18 protein-coding genes are annotated in these 19,060 nt (G+C 62.3%); 3 read left to right on the top strand and 15 right to left on the bottom strand.

The window, feature by feature from the left end:
- Positions 1-19 precede the first annotated feature (19 nt).
- Positions 20-694: an NUDIX hydrolase gene (locus V5738_RS08430; RefSeq protein ID WP_423823974.1), complete on the bottom strand. Its 675-nt coding sequence runs from the start codon at positions 692-694 to the stop codon at positions 20-22.
- Positions 666-995 (bottom strand): type 1 pili tip component, encoded by a 330-nt coding sequence (locus V5738_RS08425; RefSeq protein ID WP_423823973.1) that lies wholly within the window; start codon positions 993-995, stop codon positions 666-668. The genes V5738_RS08430 and V5738_RS08425 overlap by 29 nt, the downstream gene beginning before the upstream one ends.
- A 158-nt stretch (positions 996-1,153) precedes the next feature.
- On the opposite strand from V5738_RS08425, the gene V5738_RS08420 reads away from it, so the two are divergent.
- The 3 genes from V5738_RS08420 (at position 1,154) to V5738_RS08410 (ending at position 2,808) form a co-directional block, all read left to right on the top strand.
- Entirely contained in the window at positions 1,154-1,414 is a 261-nt protein-coding gene (locus tag V5738_RS08420; RefSeq protein WP_423823972.1) for a hypothetical protein, read from the top strand.
- Between the two features lie 256 nt (positions 1,415-1,670).
- Positions 1,671-1,991: an SCP2 sterol-binding domain-containing protein gene (locus tag V5738_RS08415; RefSeq protein WP_423823971.1), complete on the top strand. Its 321-nt coding sequence runs from the start codon at positions 1,671-1,673 to the stop codon at positions 1,989-1,991.
- A 37-nt stretch (positions 1,992-2,028) separates the two neighbouring features.
- The gene (locus tag V5738_RS08410; RefSeq protein WP_423823970.1) at positions 2,029-2,808 is read left to right on the top strand and encodes a class I SAM-dependent methyltransferase; all 780 of its coding nucleotides are present in this window, start codon (positions 2,029-2,031) and stop codon (positions 2,806-2,808) included.
- A 12-nt stretch (positions 2,809-2,820) separates the two neighbouring features.
- Here V5738_RS08410 and V5738_RS08405 read toward each other — a convergent pair whose 3' ends face one another.
- The 13 genes from V5738_RS08405 to phoR all read right to left on the bottom strand — a co-directional run bounded on the left by V5738_RS08405 (position 2,821) and on the right by phoR (position 18,666).
- Positions 2,821-3,345 carry a gamma carbonic anhydrase family protein gene (locus V5738_RS08405; RefSeq protein ID WP_423823969.1) on the bottom strand — a complete coding sequence of 175 codons (525 nt, stop codon included), beginning with the start codon at positions 3,343-3,345 and terminating at the stop codon, positions 2,821-2,823.
- A gap of 252 nt (positions 3,346-3,597) precedes the next feature.
- On the bottom strand, positions 3,598-4,278 hold the full coding sequence (gene tsaB / locus V5738_RS08400) for a tRNA (adenosine(37)-N6)-threonylcarbamoyltransferase complex dimerization subunit type 1 TsaB (protein ID WP_423823968.1): 681 nt from the start codon (positions 4,276-4,278) through the stop codon (positions 3,598-3,600).
- A complete protein-coding gene (locus tag V5738_RS08395; RefSeq protein WP_423823967.1) occupies positions 4,275-6,200 on the bottom strand; it encodes an ATP-dependent DNA helicase in 1,926 nt (641 codons plus the stop codon). The genes tsaB and V5738_RS08395 overlap by 4 nt, the downstream gene beginning before the upstream one ends.
- Complete coding sequence (locus V5738_RS08390) at positions 6,197-6,709, bottom strand: tetratricopeptide repeat protein (RefSeq protein ID WP_423823966.1); 513 nt, start codon at positions 6,707-6,709, stop codon at positions 6,197-6,199. Before V5738_RS08390 ends, V5738_RS08395 begins: the two co-directional genes overlap by 4 nt.
- Before the next feature lie 76 nt (positions 6,710-6,785).
- Complete coding sequence (gene mrcB / locus V5738_RS08385) at positions 6,786-9,224, bottom strand: penicillin-binding protein 1B (protein WP_423823965.1); 2,439 nt, start codon at positions 9,222-9,224, stop codon at positions 6,786-6,788.
- Positions 9,225-10,009: 785 nt separating this feature from the next.
- Positions 10,010-10,762: a phosphate signaling complex protein PhoU gene (phoU, locus tag V5738_RS08380; RefSeq protein WP_423823964.1), complete on the bottom strand. Its 753-nt coding sequence runs from the start codon at positions 10,760-10,762 to the stop codon at positions 10,010-10,012.
- Positions 10,763-10,791: 29 nt separating this feature from the next.
- Positions 10,792-11,718 (bottom strand): phosphate ABC transporter ATP-binding protein PstB, encoded by a 927-nt coding sequence (pstB, locus tag V5738_RS08375; RefSeq protein ID WP_423823963.1) that lies wholly within the window; start codon positions 11,716-11,718, stop codon positions 10,792-10,794.
- An 11-nt stretch (positions 11,719-11,729) separates the two neighbouring features.
- Complete coding sequence (gene pstA / locus V5738_RS08370) at positions 11,730-12,563, bottom strand: phosphate ABC transporter permease PstA (protein WP_423823962.1); 834 nt, start codon at positions 12,561-12,563, stop codon at positions 11,730-11,732.
- 9 nt (positions 12,564-12,572) lie between these two features.
- The gene (gene pstC, locus V5738_RS08365) at positions 12,573-13,544 is read right to left on the bottom strand and encodes a phosphate ABC transporter permease subunit PstC (protein ID WP_423823961.1); all 972 of its coding nucleotides are present in this window, start codon (positions 13,542-13,544) and stop codon (positions 12,573-12,575) included.
- 151 nt (positions 13,545-13,695) lie between these two features.
- The gene (pstS, locus tag V5738_RS08360) at positions 13,696-14,748 is read right to left on the bottom strand and encodes a phosphate ABC transporter substrate-binding protein PstS (RefSeq protein WP_423824154.1); all 1,053 of its coding nucleotides are present in this window, start codon (positions 14,746-14,748) and stop codon (positions 13,696-13,698) included.
- A 680-nt stretch (positions 14,749-15,428) separates the two neighbouring features.
- A complete protein-coding gene (locus tag V5738_RS08355) occupies positions 15,429-15,809 on the bottom strand; it encodes a hypothetical protein (RefSeq protein ID WP_423823960.1) in 381 nt (126 codons plus the stop codon).
- An 82-nt stretch (positions 15,810-15,891) separates the two neighbouring features.
- Positions 15,892-17,025 (bottom strand): porin, encoded by a 1,134-nt coding sequence (locus tag V5738_RS08350; RefSeq protein ID WP_423823959.1) that lies wholly within the window; start codon positions 17,023-17,025, stop codon positions 15,892-15,894.
- A gap of 312 nt (positions 17,026-17,337) precedes the next feature.
- Complete coding sequence (gene phoR / locus V5738_RS08345; protein ID WP_423823958.1) at positions 17,338-18,666, bottom strand: phosphate regulon sensor histidine kinase PhoR; 1,329 nt, start codon at positions 18,664-18,666, stop codon at positions 17,338-17,340.
- Between the last annotated feature and the right edge of the window lie 394 nt (positions 18,667-19,060).

The raw sequence follows: 19,060 nt of genomic DNA, 5'->3' as shown, positions 1-19,060 counted from the left end.
TCCGCGATAGCAACGAGAGTTAGAAATCATCGGCTTGGACCGCACCGGCGAGCGTAAACGCTTCGCCGCGGGCAAGCGCGATTCTCTGGGCCAGACCGATCAACATACCGGCGGTCGCACCCCAGATATGGTTGCCCTCGAAATCGATCGAATAGACATGGTATTCGAGACCATCTCGGAGACGCCGATGGATCCGATAGTGGGCAGCGTCGGCTGCATAGGCCAGCGGCACCTTGAAGATCCGGGCGACCTCGATCCCATCCGGCACCACCGTCGCTGCGGGATCGACCCAGCCGACGAAGGGGCTGATCTCGAAGCCCGTGACGGTACAGTAGCGCGGCAGTGGCCCAAGCAGCGCAACGTGCCGGCGATCGAGTCCGATTTCTTCTTCCGCCTCACGCAGCGCGGCCGTCGCCAGATCGGGATCGCGTTCTTCCAACCGGCCACCCGGGAAGCTGATCTGCCCAGGATGATGCTTGAGCTGACCGCTGCGCTCGGTGAAATAGACTAAAGGCTCGGGACCGGCCTCGATTGCGATCAACACGCCGGCCGGCCGCCCTGCGCTGTCTAGCGAACGCGCATCCCGGGCGGCCAGCTGGTCGGCCGCCGGCACGTCCAGGGCGAGTGCGGTCTCGATCCAATGGCGCCAGCCGCCTTCGGGCCGGCTAGTCGCCGGGCTTGAGCTTTTCGGCATGCGCTTTGGTCAACTGCTGGAAGCGCGGTGTCAGCCCAGCATCGGCATACATCGGGTCGCCCAGTTCGTCGTAGGCGGCGACTTCCTCGCCCGGCTGGTAGGTAAACGAACTCGCCAGTTCGTCCAGCGCGCAGGCCAGTAGATCGGTAATAATCCGTTCCCGGGTCAGGCCCGGAAACATTTCGACCAACGCTTCGATCTTCGCAGCATCGTAGATTGGAAGCTGAACGTCGTAACTATGATCGGTACGCGGCTCGCCAGCACTCGACTGCCACTGCGAGACCAGCTCACTGATTTTCATCCCGGTGGTTCTCCTTGTCACGAACTCGGATTATGCTCGCTAAGATAAAGCAATAAGCGCACTGCGACATCCGATAATTGTCGGGTACAGCACTGCGTTGACCCCCGTCCAAGCCGCTGCTAGCTTTGCGAACAATCCAAAGAGGATACGTGACACCTATGGCCAAGTCCGAAAAAACCTGGAGTCTCAAAGAGATAGATCAGGAGCGAGGGAACAGCAAAGGCGCAGCCTTCCTGGCTTTCAAACAACTCAAGGACAGCTTCGACGAAGGCCGCGACTTTTACTATCTCAATGCCAATGAAGACGGCGCGGAGATCGAAAAACTCCGGCGCGACGGCCGGATCTACGAGACCACGGTCAACGCGATCCTGTTGACCGAGCCGGGATACGCGGCGGTCATCGATTACCTCGACGGCTGAGCAGGCGCGATCGCAGCCTCGGGGCGATCCCAGTCCCGGGGTGTTGCGGCTGGCTGGCCGTCTACCTGCCTTGTGCACTGTTTATCAGGCGCCCGAGGCACCACGACGCGGGGCTGACTGCGACTCCCCGTCGCTCACGGCCCGGCCGGGCCCATTCGGCACCGTCGCCCCCAGTACGAATGAGCAATCGCGCGTTGGCAAACTCGCCTGGCTCGCGCATCATATCGGGTTTAATTGATGCGCTGCCGATCGCCCGATGAAAGACGCCCGCGAGTTGTTGACCCGCCTGCCCTTGTGTTTCAAACCCGAAACGGCGGGCAATCTGAGTATGACGGCTCAGTATATGACTGCCCATCCGGTCTATATCACCATCGATCGGGGCCATTGCAGTGCTCATGAAGGCCTGGCCGACAACCCGGACGTCACCCTGCGTATCCGCGATGACCACCTGATCAAGCTGATGACCGGCCGCATGCACGGGCTGCCGGCGTTTTTGACTGGCAAGATCAAGGTCGAGGGCAATTACCGGCTCGCCCAGAAGCTACAGCAAGTCTTCGATACGTCGCGTCTGAGTTGAGCGGCACGCGATGCATGGACGGCCGGCGCTGCGCGGTATGAACGGCGACACCCGCCAAGTGGTCTGGCATATCGATCCCGCCACGCCCCAGGCCGAGAGTGACGCCAAGCGCGCCCAGGCACTCGCGATCCCGGTGGCGTCCAGTCTCCCGGAGGTCGGTTTTTTCATAACACGCGATGCGCAGAGCCTGGTCATTCATCATGCCCAGGCTAGCGCAGGCGATACCGGTATCCGCTGTGTGCTGGCCGATCCGGCCGAACTGGACAAGCGCCGGGCCGGCGGTCGACAGTCGCCAATGGCACGGGCGTTCGGGCTCCATCGGCATCCGCCGATGCGCGTTCTCGATACCACTGCGGGGCTCGGCCGCGATGCAGCCACCTTGGCCACGCTAGGCTGCACAGTGATGCCCGTCGAGCGCCAGCCAGCGCTGTATGCGCTGCTGGCCGATGCCTCCGAGCGCATTGAGGCCGACGACGCCGCCCCTCCGGAATGGTGGCCGAACTGGGTGCTTCCCGTACACGCCGAAGCCGGCCAGTGGCTAACCACACGAACTGACGCCGGCGACTTCGATGCCATCTATATCGATCCGATGTTCGCCAGTCCGCGCCGCAAATCACAGCCGCAGAAAGCCTTGGCCTGGCTGGCCGAAATCGCCGGGACCGACGAGGACGCCGGCGCCCTGCTCGCGGTTGCCCGCCAGCACGCCCTGCGCCGCGTAGTGGTCAAACAACATGCGCGGGCCGAACCGCTGGCGCCCCCGGATCTGACGATGTCCGGGCGCGCGATCCGCTTCGATATCTATCTGACCGGCCGCTAGCCGTAGCAGTCTTCAAACAGCCGTCAGGCCAGCGAGAAAACGACGATAGTTGGCCACGTAGTGGGCAGCGCCTTCGCCAAGACCGGTGATCTCCTCGACCGTCAGCTCGCGTTTGACGCGGCCCGGCGCGCCGATCACGAGGCTGTTGTCCGGGATCGTTTTGCCCTCGGGAATCAACGCCCCGGCCCCAATCAGGCAATTCTGGCCGATGTGTGCACCGTTCAGCACCACGGCCTGGATGCCGATCAGACTGTTATCGCCAATGGTACAGCCGTGCAGCATCGCTTGATGGCCGACCGTAACCCCCGCGCCGACGGTGAGCGGATAGCCGGGATCGGTATGCAGAACACAGGCTTCCTGGATATTACTGCCCTCGCCGATGGCGATCAGCTCCTGATCGCCACGCAGTACGGCGTTGAACCAGATACTGCTGCGCTCGGCCAGTCGCACCCGCCCGATCACGCTCGCATTGTCGGCCACGAAATAATCGCCGCTGGCCGGCACCTCGGGTTCGATATCGTCGAGACGGTAACGCATGGCCACTCCTCCTGTTGTGTTCGGTATCGCTGCCAGAGCTTATCAAGGCGCCATGCCCGGCGGCATGCCACCGTACCAACACACAGCGGGCGCCCGGGTATTCATGACCGAGTCTGCTCGCGCCAGCTGGGTCATCAATTGGACCCAGCGGTCTAGCCTATGTTGCTCGGCCCATGCGACAACGACGGCGCGTGTTTTGCAGACCGCACTAGGCGGGCTCCGAAGCGCCACTCCTGCGTCCCATTAGTAGCCCTAACGAGATCCGCCGGGCTTACGAGCGACATCATCGCGCACATAGACTGGCAAAGCCTCGGCCGCCGGCCGCCCTTGCCCATCACGCAACATCGGCCAGGCCAGCCGTGCGACATCGGCCGCATGCGGCGCTTCGACGTAAACGGTCTGCTCGGCGAGCGCCTGGCTCTCGACGACCAGCGCCCAACCATTGCCGGCTCTTATCGTATCCGACCCGGTGGCGACTTCGAGATCGGCAGGCGCCATAACGCGCTCGACGTCATCCGATACCGGCAGGTCGGCGCGGGCAAACGTTGCGGTATAGATCTCGCCCATGCGGGCATCCTGTACCACCTGTACGCGGCCGGCCTCCGGGATTTGATCGAGGGCCCGGGCCGCGACTACGGCCAGCGTTGAAATACCGACCACCGGCAATCCCGCACCGGCTGCCAGCCCCTGAACCAGGCCGGCTGCGATCCGCAGGCCGGTGAATGCGCCCGGGCCGCGAGCAAACGCTAGTCCATCGAGATCGGCAAGTCCGAGACCGGCCTGGTCGAGTAGCTGCTGGGCCGCCGGCAACAGGCGCTGGGCATGCGCCCTGGGCGCGATTTCGAACACTTCTGCAGTGCCGTCGGGCTGGGCGCTGTCGAACAAGGCTGCCGACAGCGCCTCGGTCGAGGCCTCAATGGCCAGAATCTTCACGACGCCCCCTCGGCGGTAGCCGGGGCCAGATCATCGACGAAGGCACAGGCCGTACTGCGGCTGCGGGTGATCGACATCGGCGGCAGGCTAGCTCGAATGACCGGGCCATAGCGGGCCGTAAACAGGCGCGGATCGCAGATCGCCAGTACGCCGCGGTCGTCGGCATCGCGAATCAAGCGACCCACCCCTTGCTTGAGGGTAATCACGGCCTGGGGCAGTTGATAATCCATAAACGGGTTTTCGCCGGCCGATTTCATGGCCTCGAAGCGTGCCGCGAGCACCGGATCGGCCGGTGAGGCAAACGGCAGTTTATCGATAATCACCAGCCGCAGACCGCGTCCGCGTACGTCCACGCCTTCCCAGAAGCTGCTAGTGGCCACCAGAATCGCGTTCTCGTCGGCGCGGAAATCCTCGAGCAGCTGGGTGCGCGGCGCCTGGCCTTGGATCAACGGCTCGAAGCCGGCCTCGGCCAGAGCCTGGCCATAGCGCGCCACCGCACGATAGCTGGTGCAGAGCACGAAGGTGCCGCCCTCGGCGGCATTGATCAGCGCCACGATCTCGTCGATCACAGCGTCATCGAAGTGCGGCGCCGAGGGCGCAGGCATGCGCTGCGGCGAATACAGCAGCGCGTTGTTCTCGTAATCGAAGGGGCTGGGCAGGATTTTCTGCTCTACGCCGGTCAGGCCGAGCCGGTCGCAGAAATACCCCAGATGATCTTTGACCGACAGGGTCGCCGAGGTAAAGATCCAGGCGCCCGGCATTGCCTCGACCGCGCGCGCAAACGGTGTGGCGACATCCAGCGGCGTACTGTGCCAAATCCAGCTCGCGCCGCGCCGCTCCAGCCAGCTGACCCGCTCGCCGTCTTCGGCCACCACGGTCGCCAGCCGAGTCTGTAGGTCGGCCGCGCGTCGAGCAGCCGACTTCAGCCCTTCGCTCCGGCTGGCGGCTGGCTCCAGCCAGGCTTCCAAACCAGCCAGTGCCTCGACCAGCCGGTCGCGAGCCGCCTCGCGCTCGGGCGTGACCGATTCGCGCCAACTCTGGGTAAAAGCGCCCTGGCCCAACGCGTCGGTAAACGCTCGCTCGGCATCGGCCAGCGTGCTCACCTGATCGAGCACATCCGGCATGTCAGACCCCAGCGCCTCGAGCTCGGCCCGGGTATCGCGACTCAGATCGCGCAGCTGTCGCGAGGACACGGCCTGGCCGAAGAAGCGGCCGGCGATATCCGGCAGCTTGTGGGCCTCGTCGAGCACGATCGCATCGGCGCCCGGTAGCACTTCGCCGAAGCCGGCCTCGCGCAGCGTCATATCGGCGAACAGCAGATAATGATTGGCGATCACCAGATCGGCAGCCTGTGCTTCGCGTCGGGCATGCAACACCCAACACTGATCGTAGAGCGGGCAATCGGTCCCGAGACAGTTGTCGGTGGTCGAGGTGATGCGCGGCCATAGGGCATCGCCATCGCTCGGGTCGCCGAATTCGCCGATATCGCCGGTGCGCGTGGTTTTCGCCCAGTCGCGCACTGCCCGTAGCTTGGGCGCCATATACAGATCACCGCTGGATTCGGCGATCTCGAGCCGGTGCAGGCACAGGTAGTTGCCCCGTCCCTTGAGCACCGCGGTATGGATGTTGCGCCCGAGCACGGTCTGCGCCAGAGGCACGTCTTTTTCCGCGAGCTGGCTCTGCAGATAGCGGGTCGCGGTCGAGACGATCACTTTTCGGCGCGAGGCCAGCGCTGGCAACAGATAGGCCAGCGTCTTGCCAGTACCGGTACCGGCCTCGACCACCAATCGACCGCCGCGATCCATGGCCGAGGCTACTGCATGCGCCATCTCGGCCTGGCCGATACGCGGACGATAGCCAGGCAACGCAGCCGACAAGGCCGCGTCGTCGTCAAACAGCGCGGCGCCGGCCGCCGCTGTCATTGGTCGTATTGGGCCGCCGATTGGCGGTAATTGACGGCCTGGGCCTTAGCCTTGCTGGCGCCTTGGGTATTGCCGGCCGAGTGCCGGGCTTCGGCGATCAACTGCCAGTTGCTGGCTTCCACGAACGGATTGTTGTTCGACACGCTGTTGGACTTCATCGCCATCTGCTCGGCTTGGCCGTTCTGCCCCTGAGCCAGCCGTACCGCGGCCAGACGCTGATAGATAAACGGGTTGCGTGGATCGAGATCGAGCGCCCGCTCGAGCGTGGAAGCGGCGGCATCCATATGCCCGCCCTGGGCCAGGGTATCGGCACTGCCGAGCAGCGACATCACCGCCGGGCTGCTGATCTCGTGGGCGCTGCGCGGCGGCGCTTTCTGTACCACCGGCTGATTGGCCGACGGCGTCGGCTGGCTGGATGACGACTGCACCGGCGGCTGTTGACGCTGGCTGCCAGATGTCGTGCCCGTCTGCGGCTCGGGCGAGGGATAGCTCTGGCCTGGCTCGGGCATTCGGCCATTCTGGCTGGCACAGCCCACCATAAGGAGTAACGCGCCGAGCGCGACGAGTGATTTCGTGTGACCCATATCAGAACAGACGCTGGAACCAGTTGCCCTTCTTCTCGTCGTCTTGGTCGTGCTGACGCTGGCGACGATGGTGGCGGGCATTCTGGCTCATGATATCGGTATCGCAGGGTGTCAGCCCCTGCGGTACAAACCCTTTGACGAACGGTACTTTTACCGCATTCGGACAGTTTTGCCCATTATTGTAGACCGCATTCGGATTCGGCCCTAGCCCATTGTTGGGCGCACTGGGATCGAACACCAGACGCAGCGGCACTTCGGCAACGTTGTCGGGCGGTGTATTCACGATTCCGCGCACGCCGATGTCGTTCATGATTCGCGACCAAATGGGCAGCGCTCCGGTCGCGCCGGTCAGATGTGCAGACTTGTTATCGTCGCGCCCGACCCAGACTACGCCGACTCGGTTCGCACCGAAGCCGGCAAACCAGGCATCGCGCAGATCGTTGGTGGTCCCGGTCTTGCCGGCCATGGTCTTGGAGCCGTTGAGCACCCGATACATACCGGCGCCGGTGCCGTGTCGGGCCACCCGTTGCATCAACCACTGGATGATATAGGCCGGTGCCGGATCGATCACCTGGTGAATCTTGAGCGGGTAGCGATTCAGCGGCTCGCCGGTGCGCGTGGTGACATCGCGGATCGCCCGCAGCGGCGTGTAGTAACCGCCGGTGGCGATCGTGTTGTAGATCTGAGCCACATCCAGCGGCGTCATGTTGACCGCCCCCAGGGCCAGCGACGGCACGGCCATGGGCTCACCGCGATAGCCCAGATCGTGGAGCGTATCGATGATGTCCTGGATGCCCGTAGCGAGCGCCAACCGCGAGCTGGCCAGGTTCAGGCTGTGCTCCAGGCCGTAGTACAGCGGCACTGCATGGCCGTGGCTGCGCTGCGAGTAGTTCTGCGGCCGCCAGACCTTGCCGTTGGCCAGCTTGACCGACAGCGCCGAATCATCGAGCGGCGTGATCGGGTTGTATTTGGACGGATTCTCAATCGCGGTCAGATAATCGACCGGCTTCATCAACGAGCCGATCTGACGCTGGGCCTGTAGGGCACGATTGAAGCCGGCATAGCCGCGATCACGCCCGCCGACCAGAGCCAGCACGTTACCGCCCTCGACGCTGGTCACGATCGCTGCGGATTCCAGGCTGTCTTGGCCAATATTGCCGCGGGCTTTTTCGACTCGCTTGAGGCCCTGATCCACCTCATTTTCGGCGGCAGCCTGAACCGCCGGATCGAGCGTGGTGAAAATTCGCAGACCTTCGTCGGTCAGATCGGATTCCTTGTATTGCCCCTGGAGCTGTTGGCGCACCAGATCAATGAACGCTGGATACTGGGTATTGCCATGGGCCGAGCGGCTGGTCACGCCCAGATCCGACGCCTTGGCCTGTTTCCAGGCCTTATCCTTGAGAAAGCCCGCTGCGTGGAACATGTCCAGGGCCAGATTGCGACGGGCCTTGGCCCGCTTGGGATGGCGTCGCGGATTGTAGTAACTCGGGCCTTTGACCATCGCCACCAGCAGCGCGATCTCCTGGGGCTGGAGCTCCTGGACCGGCTTCTGGAAATAGAAATAGCTGGCCAAGCCGAAGCCATGGATCGCGCGCGAGCCGTCCTGGCCGAGATACACCTCGTTGAGATAGGCGTTGAGGATTTCCGGCTTCGAATAGTGCGCATCGAGCAGGATCGCCATCAAGGCTTCCTTGATCTTGCGCGCCAGGGTCTGCTGATTGCTCAGATAGAAATTCTTGACCAGTTGCTGGGTGATAGTCGAGCCGCCCTGCACGATATGCCCGGCGCGCAGATCCGCCCACGCCGCGCGCAGGATTGCCCGCGGCGAGACCCCCCAGTTGGTCATGAAATGCCGATCTTCGACCGTGATCAGGCCCGCCGGCAGCATCGGCGGCACATCGGACAGCTTGACCAGAATCCGGTCCGTACCCTTGGCCGGATAGATGCTGCCGATCAGTAGCGGATCGAGACGAATGAGCGCCAGGCTGCCCCTGTTATCGATCGCCTTGATCGAGGCCACGCCCGTGCCGTTGAACGATAGACGCACTTTGCGGGCTGGCTGGCTGCCGTCCCAGAACTGGAATTCGCGGGTATGGATCGATAGACGGGCCCCGGAGGTCGAAAAGGTGCCTTCCTCGTCGATCGAGTTTGCTTCGCGATAGCCCTGGCGCCTCAGTCGACGCTCGAGACCGGTTTCGGACATATCCAGGCCGGCGTACAACTCCAGCGGACTGGCATAGACCTTAGCCGGCAGCTTCCAGCGGGTGCCCTCGAACTTGGCCCGAACCTCCCGGTCGAGATGCACCATATACAGCGCCAAGGCCGCTGCGCCGGCGCATAGCAGCAGCGCGAAATACGGCAGGATGCGACGCAACCAGCTGCGCGGCTTGCCGCGTTTGGGACTCGATTGCTTACCCGATTTACGGTTTTGTTTCGCCAACAGGGACCATCCACGCGTTCAGACCGCGCAGATAGTATCAAAGCCGGGGCCGATTGACGTTCTGGCATCGACTTTGGCCGATCGGCGCAGCATGCCAGCCATGCCGTAGCTGCCCGACTGGCCACAAGCGTGCGCGCCGGCGATTTGCCGCCAGGATCAGTTGATGTGGCCTATGGGTGCTGCATCGACGGGCCGCGCCGTGGACCCGGCACAAGTCGTCGGCTCTGGGCGTATCACGATCCAGCTGGCAATCCCCGGTTCGCCCTAGGACGTGTCGTCATAAGAGACGCTACCGCATGCCGGCCGCCCATCGTGTCGGGCAAGGCGCAGGCCGCCGAGCGTGGCAGGCCGCACGGTCAAGACCTGCAACGCCGCCTGGGATGATGGGCGAGCATCACTCGCAAGCGCCCGCGCCCCTGAGACGGCGGTGTATCGCACGACGACCCGCCCTAGCCCGGTCCATGGACATCCCCACCCGAAGGGTCGGGCGCGCAACGATGCGCGCCACGTCAGCACGCCAGCGTTGTCGCTGCCTGGTATAGATGAACCAAACCAGCTCCGCTAGGGGGTGTCGCGGGGATTCGGCCCGCGCCGGCTCTTAGCACGCGGACCTAGCGGCGCAACACCATCGGCAGCGGCCCGGCTCGTCGTCAGAGTCGTGCGCTCCGGGCCGGCCTCAGGGCCCGGCAGCGGCTTGTTATATGATTAAACCAAGCCGCGCGACCGTGCAGCGCTCATGCCACGAAGCCGCTCTAGCGCAGCGATCGAGCCCAACCTGGCAAACGCTAGGTCTCGCTCGAACCGCGATCGGAACGCGGCCCGCGAATGACCTCTTTTTCCAGCTCTTCCACACCGATGTGTCGTACGTCGCGGCCACCGACCAAGTACACGACATATTCGCCGATATTGGTCGAGTGATCGCCGATCCGTTCGAGCGCCTTGACCGCCCACATCACATCGAGCATATGCCGGATCGTGCGCGGGTCTTCCATCATGAAGGTGATGCACTGGCGCATGACGCCTTCGTATTCCCGATCGACTTCACTGTCGTGCTGGGCCACCGCCAAGGCCGCATCGGTATCCATGCGGGCAAATGAATCCAGCGCATCGCGCACCATCTCGCGCACGTGCCGGCCCAAGGCCTCGATCTGACGAAACGCGCTGGTCGGGCGTTCCTGGCCGGCCAGCTGCATCGCCATCCGTCCGATCTTTTCAGCTTCATCGCCGATCCGTTCGAGATCGGTGATGGTCTTGGCGATCGCCAACACCAGGCGCAGATCGCCGGCCTGGGGCTGGCGACGGGCAAGAATCTTGGTGCAATCCTCGTCGATCGCCACTTCCATGGCGTTGATCTTGTAGTCGCTACGCGAGACCTGTTCGCCAAGGCCGCCGTCGCCTTCGACCAGCGCCTTCACCCCGTTGGCGATCTGCTCCTCGACCAGGCCGCCCATGGTGAGTACGCGCTCGCGTACGTCCTCCAGCTCGACGTCGAACTGCTTGGAGGTATGTTTTTCGATGCCAACCTTGTCCAGATCCATGATCGCCTCTTTCGCGTTGTTCGGGTAGCTCAGCCGTAGCGGCCGGTGATGTAGTCCTCGGTGCGTTTTTCGCGTGGATTGGTGAACAGCGAATCGGTATCCGAATACTCGACCACCTCGCCGAGATGGAAAAACGCGGTGTAGCCGGCCACCCGCGCGGCCTGCTGCATGTTGTGGGTCACGATGACGATGGTGTAGTCCTCGCGCAGTTCGTGGACCAATTCTTCGATTTTGAGCGTAGCGACCGGGTCCAACGCCGAGGCCGGCTCGTCCAGCAACAGCACCTCTGGTTTGACCGCAACAGCGCGGGCGATACACAGCCGTTGTTGCTGGCCGCCGGACAAGGCGCTGCCGTTGGCGCGCAGTTTGTCTTTGACCTCGTCCCAGAGCGCGGCTTTTTTCAGCGACCACTCCACCCGTTCGTCCATCTCGTGGCGCTTGAGCCTTTCATACAGGCGCACGCCGAAGGCGATATTGTCGTAGATGCTCATCGGAAATGGCGTGGGCTTCTGGAATACCATGCCGATCTTGGAGCGCAATACGTTCAAATCGACGCCGCGATCGAGCAGATTCATGCCATCCATCTCGATTGAGCCAGAGGCCTTGTGGCCCGGATACAGCTCGAAGATCCGGTTGAAACAGCGCAACAGGGTCGACTTGCCACAGCCCGAGGGGCCTATGAAGGCGGTCACTTCCTTGTCGACGATATCCACGCTGATGTCCTTGAGCGCATGGAAATCCCCGTAGTGGAAGTTCAGATCGCGCACGGATACCTTGCAGGGGTTCTGCTTGGCCACCACGCCGGTTGTGTCCGGCTCTTTGGCCGACGGCTGCGGCGCCTCGGCGTCGCGATGCATGTCGTTGTCGGCGCGGCGCTCGGCCGCGCCATAGGTATTACGGGCCGCTACGTTCGATGTGGCGCCTGGGGAAAGCGAGTCGGTCGAAGAACTGGCCATGGAATGCTCTCCTATTTGTTCGGGCGGAGTACGAACCGCACCAGGATATTGAGCGCAAGGATCGCGAACGTGATCAAAAAGGCGCCGACCCAGGCCAGATGGTGCCAGTCCTCATAGGGGCTGAGCGCAAACTGGAAGATCATGATCGGCAGGTTCGCGATCGGCTGCAGCAGATCCGTACTGAAGAAGTTGTTGTTGAGCGCGGTGAACAACAGCGGGGCGGTCTCGCCGGCAATACGCGCGATGCCCAGGATCACGCCGGTGATGATGCCCGACAGGGCCGCGCGATAGACGATACGGGTGATGATCTTCCAACGCGGAATGCCCAGCGCGGCTGCCGCCTCGCGCATTTGGTCGGATACCAGGCGCATCATGTTCTCGGTAATACGCACGTTGAGCGGAATAATGATCAACGCGAGCGCGATACCGCCGGCCAGTGCCGAGAAATGCCCCATCCAGATCACCACGATCTGATAGACGAACAAACCGATGATGATCGACGGCGCGGACAGCAGCACGTCGTTGAAAAACCGAACGATGGCCGCGACCCGGCTGCTGCGGCCGTATTCAGCCAGATAGGTCCCGGCAAAGATGCCGATCGGCGCGCCGATGCCTGTGCCGATCAGGGTGACGATCAGACTGCCAACGATGGCATTCGACAGGCCACCACTGTTGCCCGGCGCCGGTGTCGACTGGGTGAATACATCCCAGCTCAGATAGCCCACCCCGTGGCTGGCCAGCGTCCAGAGCAGCCAGACCAGCCAGAACAGGCCGAACAGCGTGGTCAGCACCGCGGCCGTCATATTGAAATTGTTGATGAACTTGCGTCGTTGATAGAGCGTCATGACAGCCTCCTACTGGCCTTCCTGGGCCGACAGTCGCAGCAACAACAGCCGGGCCAGTACCAGCACCACCAGCGTGATCACGAACAGCACCAGACCGAGGGCCAGCAGCGCTGAGGTATACAGCTCGCCGGAGGCTTCGGTGAATTCGTTGGCCAGCGTCGCCGCGATGCTGTTGCCGGGATAGAACAGCCCGTTCGGGATGTTGTGCGCGTTGCCGATGACGAACGTCACGGCCATCGTTTCGCCGAGGGCGCGGCCCAGCCCCAGCATGATGCCGCCGACCACACCGGTCTTGGTATACGGCAGGATCACGCTACGCACGACTTCCCAGGTGGTCGCACCGAGCGCATAGGACGATTCCTTGAGCACCGAGGGCACGACCTCGAAGGTATCGCGTATCACGGCCGTAATGAACGGAATGACCATGATCGCCAGCACCAGGCCGGCAGTGAACACGCCGATACCGATCGGCGGCCCGGAAAACAGGTAACCCAGAATCGGTAGATCGCCGAAGACATCGTTAAGCCAGGGCTGGACGTTTTCCGACAAAAACGGCGCGAATACGAACAGCCCCCACATCCCATAGATGATGCTCGGAATCGCGGCTAGCAGTTCGATCGCCGTACTGATCGGCCGGCGCAGCCAGACCGGAGCCAGCTCGGTCACGACCAAGGCGATACCGAAACTCACCGGCACCGCGATCACCATCGCAAGCGCCGAACTGGCCAGCGTACCGAATACCGCCACCAGGGCGCCGTAATCGTCGGTGACCGGGTTCCATTGGGTGCTGGTCAGAAAGCCGAAACCGAATTTGGACAGCGCCGGCCAAGCGCCGATCGTCAGCGAGACCGCGATGCCGGCGATCATGGCCAGTACGATCAGCGCCGACATGGCCGTCACGCCGTGGAAGATACGATCGCCGAGCGCCCCCACGGCACGCCGTTCGGGCGCCAGCCGCTGGGACTCGGTAGAGGCGGTCATGTCACTCACTGTTGGTCTCCATCGGTGAGTCAGCCGTTTTGTTCGCCTGCCCGGCGGCGAGCGGGCGAACAAAACGGCCGACCCGGATCGGGTCGGCCGCTCGAGACGGGGCGCCGTTCGCGATCACGGCAGCCCGACGCTGGCAGCAGGCTTACTGCTTCGCCGGCCAAATCGGCTGGCCGTCGTCGCCCTTGATCTGGCTGTGCCATTTGTCGCGCACCAGCTTCACGGCACTGTCCGGCATCGGCACATAGTCCAGCTTGTCGGCCATCTGATCGCCGTTCTCGTAGGCCCAGTCGAAGAACTTGAGTACGGCCTGGGCCGTCTGCGGGTTCCTCGGCTTCTTGTACATCAGGATGTAGGTGGCAGCGGTGATCGGCCAGCTCTTGTTGCCGGGCTGATCCGTCAACACCACATAGAAACCCGGGGCGTTGGCCCAATCGGCGTTCGCGGCAGCGGCCTGGAAGTTCGCGGCGGTCGGCTGCACGAACTTGCCGGCCTTGTTCTTGAGCGACACGTAGGTCATCTTGTTCTGGAGCGCATAGGCATACTCGACATAGCCGATCGAGTTCTTGATGCGATCCACGTACGAGGCCACGCCCTGGTTGCCCTTGCCACCGACACCGGTCGGCCAGGACAAGGCCTTGGCATGGCCTGGGCCGTTGGCCCACATATCACTGACCTTGCTCAGATAGCTGGTGAAGTTCCAGGTCGTACCCGAGCCATCCGAGCGGTGCACCACCGTGATGTCGGCATCCGGCAGGTCCATATCCGGATTGAGCTTCTGGATCGCCGGATCATTCCAGTTCGTGATCTTGCCGGCATAGATCTTGGCCAGTGTGTCACCGTTTAGGCGCAGCTTGCCGGGCTCGATGCCCTGTACATGCACGACCGGCACCACGCCGCCCATGACCATTGGGAACTGCAGCAGACCGTATTTATCGAGTTCGTCTTTTTTCAGTGGCGCGTCGGAGGCACCGAAATCGACCGTCTTGTTTTCGATCTGCTTGATACCACCACCGGAGCCGATCGCCTGGTAGTTGAGTCGAATGCCGGTTGCCTGCTGATAGGCCTGAGCCCACTTCGAATACACCGGATACGGGAACGTCGCGCCCGCACCGTTGATCTGGTCGACTGCCGCACCGGCCGAACCCCAGATCGACAACGCAGCAATCGCGGTAACCAGCGTCTTGTTCCATGTCAGTCGCACAGGAATCTCCTATCTCGTGCATTGCATAACGGATGATTCGTGCTTCGAACCTCCGCCGGAGTCCTAACGATAGGCGCGAATTATGACACCCATGTGACACGCCGGTCTGTTCCCAGCCTCGTAAATAGCCCACCCCCTCCGCATACCGCGTCCGGGCTGACACTGCATTACGCGGGCGTAGGCATTCGGCGCCGCGCAAGGTTCCGGGCGTCGCAACCCCGCTTTTGACGGCTAGCATTGTCATACCGAACCGGTGCATCACGGGGCGCTTGGAATATGCTTTTCAGCAACACGTTATTTACGGTACGCCCCTGCTTGAAAGCGGGTCGAAGCCGAGTGTGTCACATTAAAAAAGCCCGGCCGCACAGCCGGGCTAAACAGAAGAGCGACAAGCGTGTCGGGGAGCTATCGCAGCCAAGTCTGCGATCACGTGCCGGCAAGGAGGGGCCGACGCCACGCTTGGGGTTTCGCTTCGTACCCGATAGACGCAAGGGAACGTACGTCTAACCGTCGCCCATGCGAGGACGACTGGGGCCCACTATGCGTTCGGCGCATGACAGCCTCGTGACAGGCTATCGCATTCGTTGCCCACCCGACCGACGCTGCCACGAACACCCACGAAAAGCCTTGGATGAACTGAAACTTGGAGTCCGTGATCTTGCCAACAGAGCATATTACTGTTGCTGGCGCTTTTCCCAGCGTTGGTACTGTTGCCATTGCTGCCACTGCTCGAAGCGCTGCTTTTCCGCCGAATCCTCCGGCAATTTCTGGAACCGCTCGTAGGCTTGAAACTCACGGAAATCGCTGAACTCGCTCGCCTGCCTCTCTGGACTGGGCGATTTTTCAGCTGGCGGCTCGTTCGGGCGCTTCGCCTTAGGGGCTGCGGTGTCGCCGGCACGCTGGGCCGAACCGAATACGGACTGATCGGGTTTATCGTCCGAATAAAGCAGCGTGCCACCCCCGTTAGCACGGTCGTAATGGCCGCCACTCAACAGGCCTGGGCCACTGGCCATATCCCGGGTGCCCGGCAGGTCGTCGTAGTCGGGCTGCTGCATACGCGGCGGGCCAGCGGCACAACCGGCCAGACCTGCCACCATCAGCGCCGTTGCCATTATCACTAAACGTTGCATACGAGACTTAGAAGAACTTGACGCGAACGCCAGCGAAGATGACGTTGATATCCTGGGCATCGCCGCCCTCGAGGTCGAGATGATCGGCCGTCAGATGGTGGTAGGACGCATACATATTCACCGCCTCCATCAGATCGTAGCGATAGGCGATGCCATAGTTATCGGCTTCACTTCCATCGTTATACAGATCGTCGGTATGGCCGTATAGCGCCTGGACGTGATTCTTGCCGAAGATATAGCCCACCCCGCCGAAATACGTCTGAGCGCTGTCCATCTCTTCGCCGTTGGTATAAACCATGTTGTCGTAGTCGCGACGTTTGTACTGACCGGTGAAATTCAGGCCCGACGGCAGCAGCACCGAGGCCGAACCGCCGTATTCCTGAAAATCGCCGCCGTCGGTCGTGGTACCGTCCTGGAGCACGGTTTCGTTCTGCTGGCCACTGTCGACATAGTCGGCGGCCGCCTCGAACTTGATGCCATTACCGAATTCCCCCTTGTAACGCGGTGCGAATTCGTAGGCCTGGTCTTCGTCGAAGCTGGCCGAAAACGTCAGACCGCCAAAGCTCGGCGTGTCATAGCGGATCGCGTTCTGGCGCGACAGTGCATCGAAGCTGTCGTAGACATTGCCGATGGTCGTGCCGACCGTGCCATCATCGGCCAGGAAACTGACGTTGCCGAAATAATCCTTGACCACGGTACCGCCGCCCAGATCGGTCAGACCGGAAAAATCGACCTTGGAAGTGCTGTTCGCCGCGCCATCCTGCTTACCCAAGGTGAACTTGCCGTAATTGCCCTTAATGAAGACATTGGCCTGGCGGTTCTGCAGACCCACCCCGCCAGGCGATTGATTCACATCGAAGTCGCTGGATTGGTTATCGCCTATACCCAGCACATACTCGAAGCCAATCGAATAGTCCGGATTGATGTCCTGGCTGCCCGAGAAACCGAACCGGGTATTGGAGGCATGGTTGTCTACGAAACCGACGTCCTGGTCCTCACCGTTATCGACCCCGATGATGGCACGGCTGACCTGTCCAGAAATCTTGAAATCGAACGCATTAGCCTGCGGAATTGCACCGAAAACCGATGCAACCGATACAATTCCGGTGGCAATTCCGCGGTATTGGGCTTTAATCGACATAAGCTATCTCCCTTGAGGCGTAATATGCGGCAGGCACGTAGCCCCCGTTGTGTATGCCATTAAAATTCAATGTCGAACCCCAGATTCTAATAGCTTGGTTTAAAACCGACTTACTCTGAATCGGCCGATAAAACCGGCATTTGACCAGGTCGACGCCCCAATTAAACACCTCTTCGATGACGTTTTTATTTCAGATTTTAAAAATGGCCAGAATGATTTTCGGGCACGCGGAAATGCCGGCATCGCATCGGCGATCGCCGTATAAATACGGGACTCACAGCGGGAAATAAGCAGCGCCCAGGAGGACGTCGGTCAGGCTACGTCGCGACTGACTAAGCGCTGGCTCGGAAAGACACAGCGAAACACGCTGCCCTGGCCGAGCTGGCTGTCGACGGACAACTCGGCCTCATGATGCTCTAGGCTATGCTTGACGATCGCCAGCCCAAGCCCCGTACCGCCGTCAGCGGCGCTACGCCCGGCATCGACCCGATAGAACCGCTCGGTCAGACGTGGTAGATGCTCGGCGGCAATGCCCGGCCCATCGTCGATGACCTCGAACACGGCACCGCCACGGTCGGCCGACCAACGCGCCGTTACCTGTCCGCCGCTCGGCGTATAACGCACGGCATTGAACAACAGGTTCGAGATCACGCTCTCGATTTCGCCCGGCCGACCGAACAACCCCAGCGTGTCGTCGACTTCGACGACGAAGACATGCTCGTGGCCCGCGCCAGATTCCAACTCGGCGACCCCCCGCCGCACCAGGGCCGCCATGTCGATCGTTTCCTGGGCCTGGGCCAAACCTTCGCTCTCGAGCCGGGCCAAACGCAGCAGGCTATCGATAATGCGCGCCATGCGGGCCGACTGGGCGTCCATTTCATGGATCGGCTTTTGCCATCGCACCAGATCGCCGTCCTCGGCGGCCTCTTCGGTCATCATCTCGAGATAGCCGCGCAAGACGGTCAGCGGCGTGCGCAGTTCGTGCGAGGCATTGGCCACAAAATCGCGACGCGTGGATTCGAGGCGTTTCTGTTCACTGATATCGCGGGCGATTAACAGCCGCTGGCCATTGCCGTAGGGCACCACCCGAAGAACGAGAGTATCGGTATCGTTGACCGGCGATGGCACCTCGAGTTGCGCCCCGGTCCCGCCAGCATCGGCCAGGAACTGGGCGAACCGCGGATGGCGCAGTAGATTGACGATCCGTTGACCGTTATCCTGGCCCGCACGGAGTGCCAGCAGCGCAGCAGCCGCTGTGTTGAACCAGACGATCCGGCCGCGGTCGTCGATCACCACGGCGCCATCAGGCAATGCAGCAGTCGAGGCCTGAAATTCCGCGACAATACTCTTGAGCCGTTTCTTGCGCCGTCGATTACGCTGTTTGAGCCGGTATAGCTCGGTATAGATTTCCTGCCAGACGCCAAAGCCGTCGCGGGGCTGGGTCCGGGGCCGCGCCAGCCAGCGGTGCAGCTGATAGGCATACAACAGATGGCCCGCGGTATAGATAGACAGCGCGATCAGCAACGCCAAGGTGATGGCGCCAAAGATCGCGCCCACAACAGCGGCCACCCCCAGCCAGGCCGCCAACCGCAGCATGGCCATCAACCAGATGCGGCGTACGTCGCTGCCCTGCGATTCCATAGCCTAGAACCCGTGAATCGGGCGGCCGGCCCGCCACACCGGCCCCGGATACCACCGCGTGCCAGGTTGTGCCGACAGCCGCAGAAAGTCCGGGCCCGACATGTCGCGGGTGCGGCACTTGCGAGAGCGGGCCAACGGTTCGCAGTGGCAACTCACGGACAGCATCAACAGAGCCGCCTAGGGCGTGTTGAGGTTTCGTACGCGTCCGCGCCAAGGTCAGTTGGGCTGCAATCCGAGGCGCCGCGAGTACGGCGTCGTGGCGCGACGTCGGCAAACGGCAACGTTGGATTACGGCCCAGCAGCCGTTGTTTCGAAGGAGTGCGTTCCAAATCGCGTCGGGCCGCGTGATGAGCCTTGCTCGGGGCACAGCCCAGAACCGGCAGTTCGCGCCTCG

Origin of the sequence: Salinisphaera sp. SPP-AMP-43 (genome assembly GCF_049568105.1) — a bacterium.
GTDB lineage: Bacteria > Pseudomonadota > Gammaproteobacteria > Nevskiales > Salinisphaeraceae > Salinisphaera.
The sequence above is the reverse complement of the archived record's forward strand: the minus strand, read 5'-3'. Positions and strand labels throughout refer to the sequence as shown.

Bases quoted from the DNA above. Each gene is read 5' to 3' on its own strand.
- V5738_RS08395 (WP_423823967.1), bottom strand. From the start codon at position 6,200: ATGACAGCGGCGGCCGGCGCCGCGCTGTTTGACGACGACGCGGCCTTG.
- V5738_RS08415 (WP_423823971.1), top strand. From the start codon at position 1,671: ATGAAAGACGCCCGCGAGTTGTTGACCCGCCTGCCCTTGTGTTTCAAA.
- V5738_RS08420 (WP_423823972.1), top strand. From the start codon at position 1,154: ATGGCCAAGTCCGAAAAAACCTGGAGTCTCAAAGAGATAGATCAGGAG.
- phoR (WP_423823958.1), bottom strand. From the start codon at position 18,666: ATGGAATCGCAGGGCAGCGACGTACGCCGCATCTGGTTGATGGCCATG.
- V5738_RS08430 (WP_423823974.1), bottom strand. From the start codon at position 694: ATGCCGAAAAGCTCAAGCCCGGCGACTAGCCGGCCCGAAGGCGGCTGG.
- pstC (WP_423823961.1), bottom strand. From the start codon at position 13,544: ATGACCGCCTCTACCGAGTCCCAGCGGCTGGCGCCCGAACGGCGTGCC.
- pstA (WP_423823962.1), bottom strand. From the start codon at position 12,563: ATGACGCTCTATCAACGACGCAAGTTCATCAACAATTTCAATATGACG.
- V5738_RS08410 (WP_423823970.1), top strand. From the start codon at position 2,029: ATGAACGGCGACACCCGCCAAGTGGTCTGGCATATCGATCCCGCCACG.
- V5738_RS08355 (WP_423823960.1), bottom strand. From the start codon at position 15,809: ATGCAGCAGCCCGACTACGACGACCTGCCGGGCACCCGGGATATGGCC.
- phoU (WP_423823964.1), bottom strand. From the start codon at position 10,762: ATGGATCTGGACAAGGTTGGCATCGAAAAACATACCTCCAAGCAGTTC.
- V5738_RS08350 (WP_423823959.1), bottom strand. From the start codon at position 17,025: ATGTCGATTAAAGCCCAATACCGCGGAATTGCCACCGGAATTGTATCG.
- pstB (WP_423823963.1), bottom strand. From the start codon at position 11,718: ATGGCCAGTTCTTCGACCGACTCGCTTTCCCCAGGCGCCACATCGAAC.
- V5738_RS08425 (WP_423823973.1), bottom strand. From the start codon at position 995: ATGAAAATCAGTGAGCTGGTCTCGCAGTGGCAGTCGAGTGCTGGCGAG.
- V5738_RS08405 (WP_423823969.1), bottom strand. From the start codon at position 3,345: ATGCGTTACCGTCTCGACGATATCGAACCCGAGGTGCCGGCCAGCGGC.
- V5738_RS08390 (WP_423823966.1), bottom strand. From the start codon at position 6,709: ATGCCCGAGCCAGGCCAGAGCTATCCCTCGCCCGAGCCGCAGACGGGC.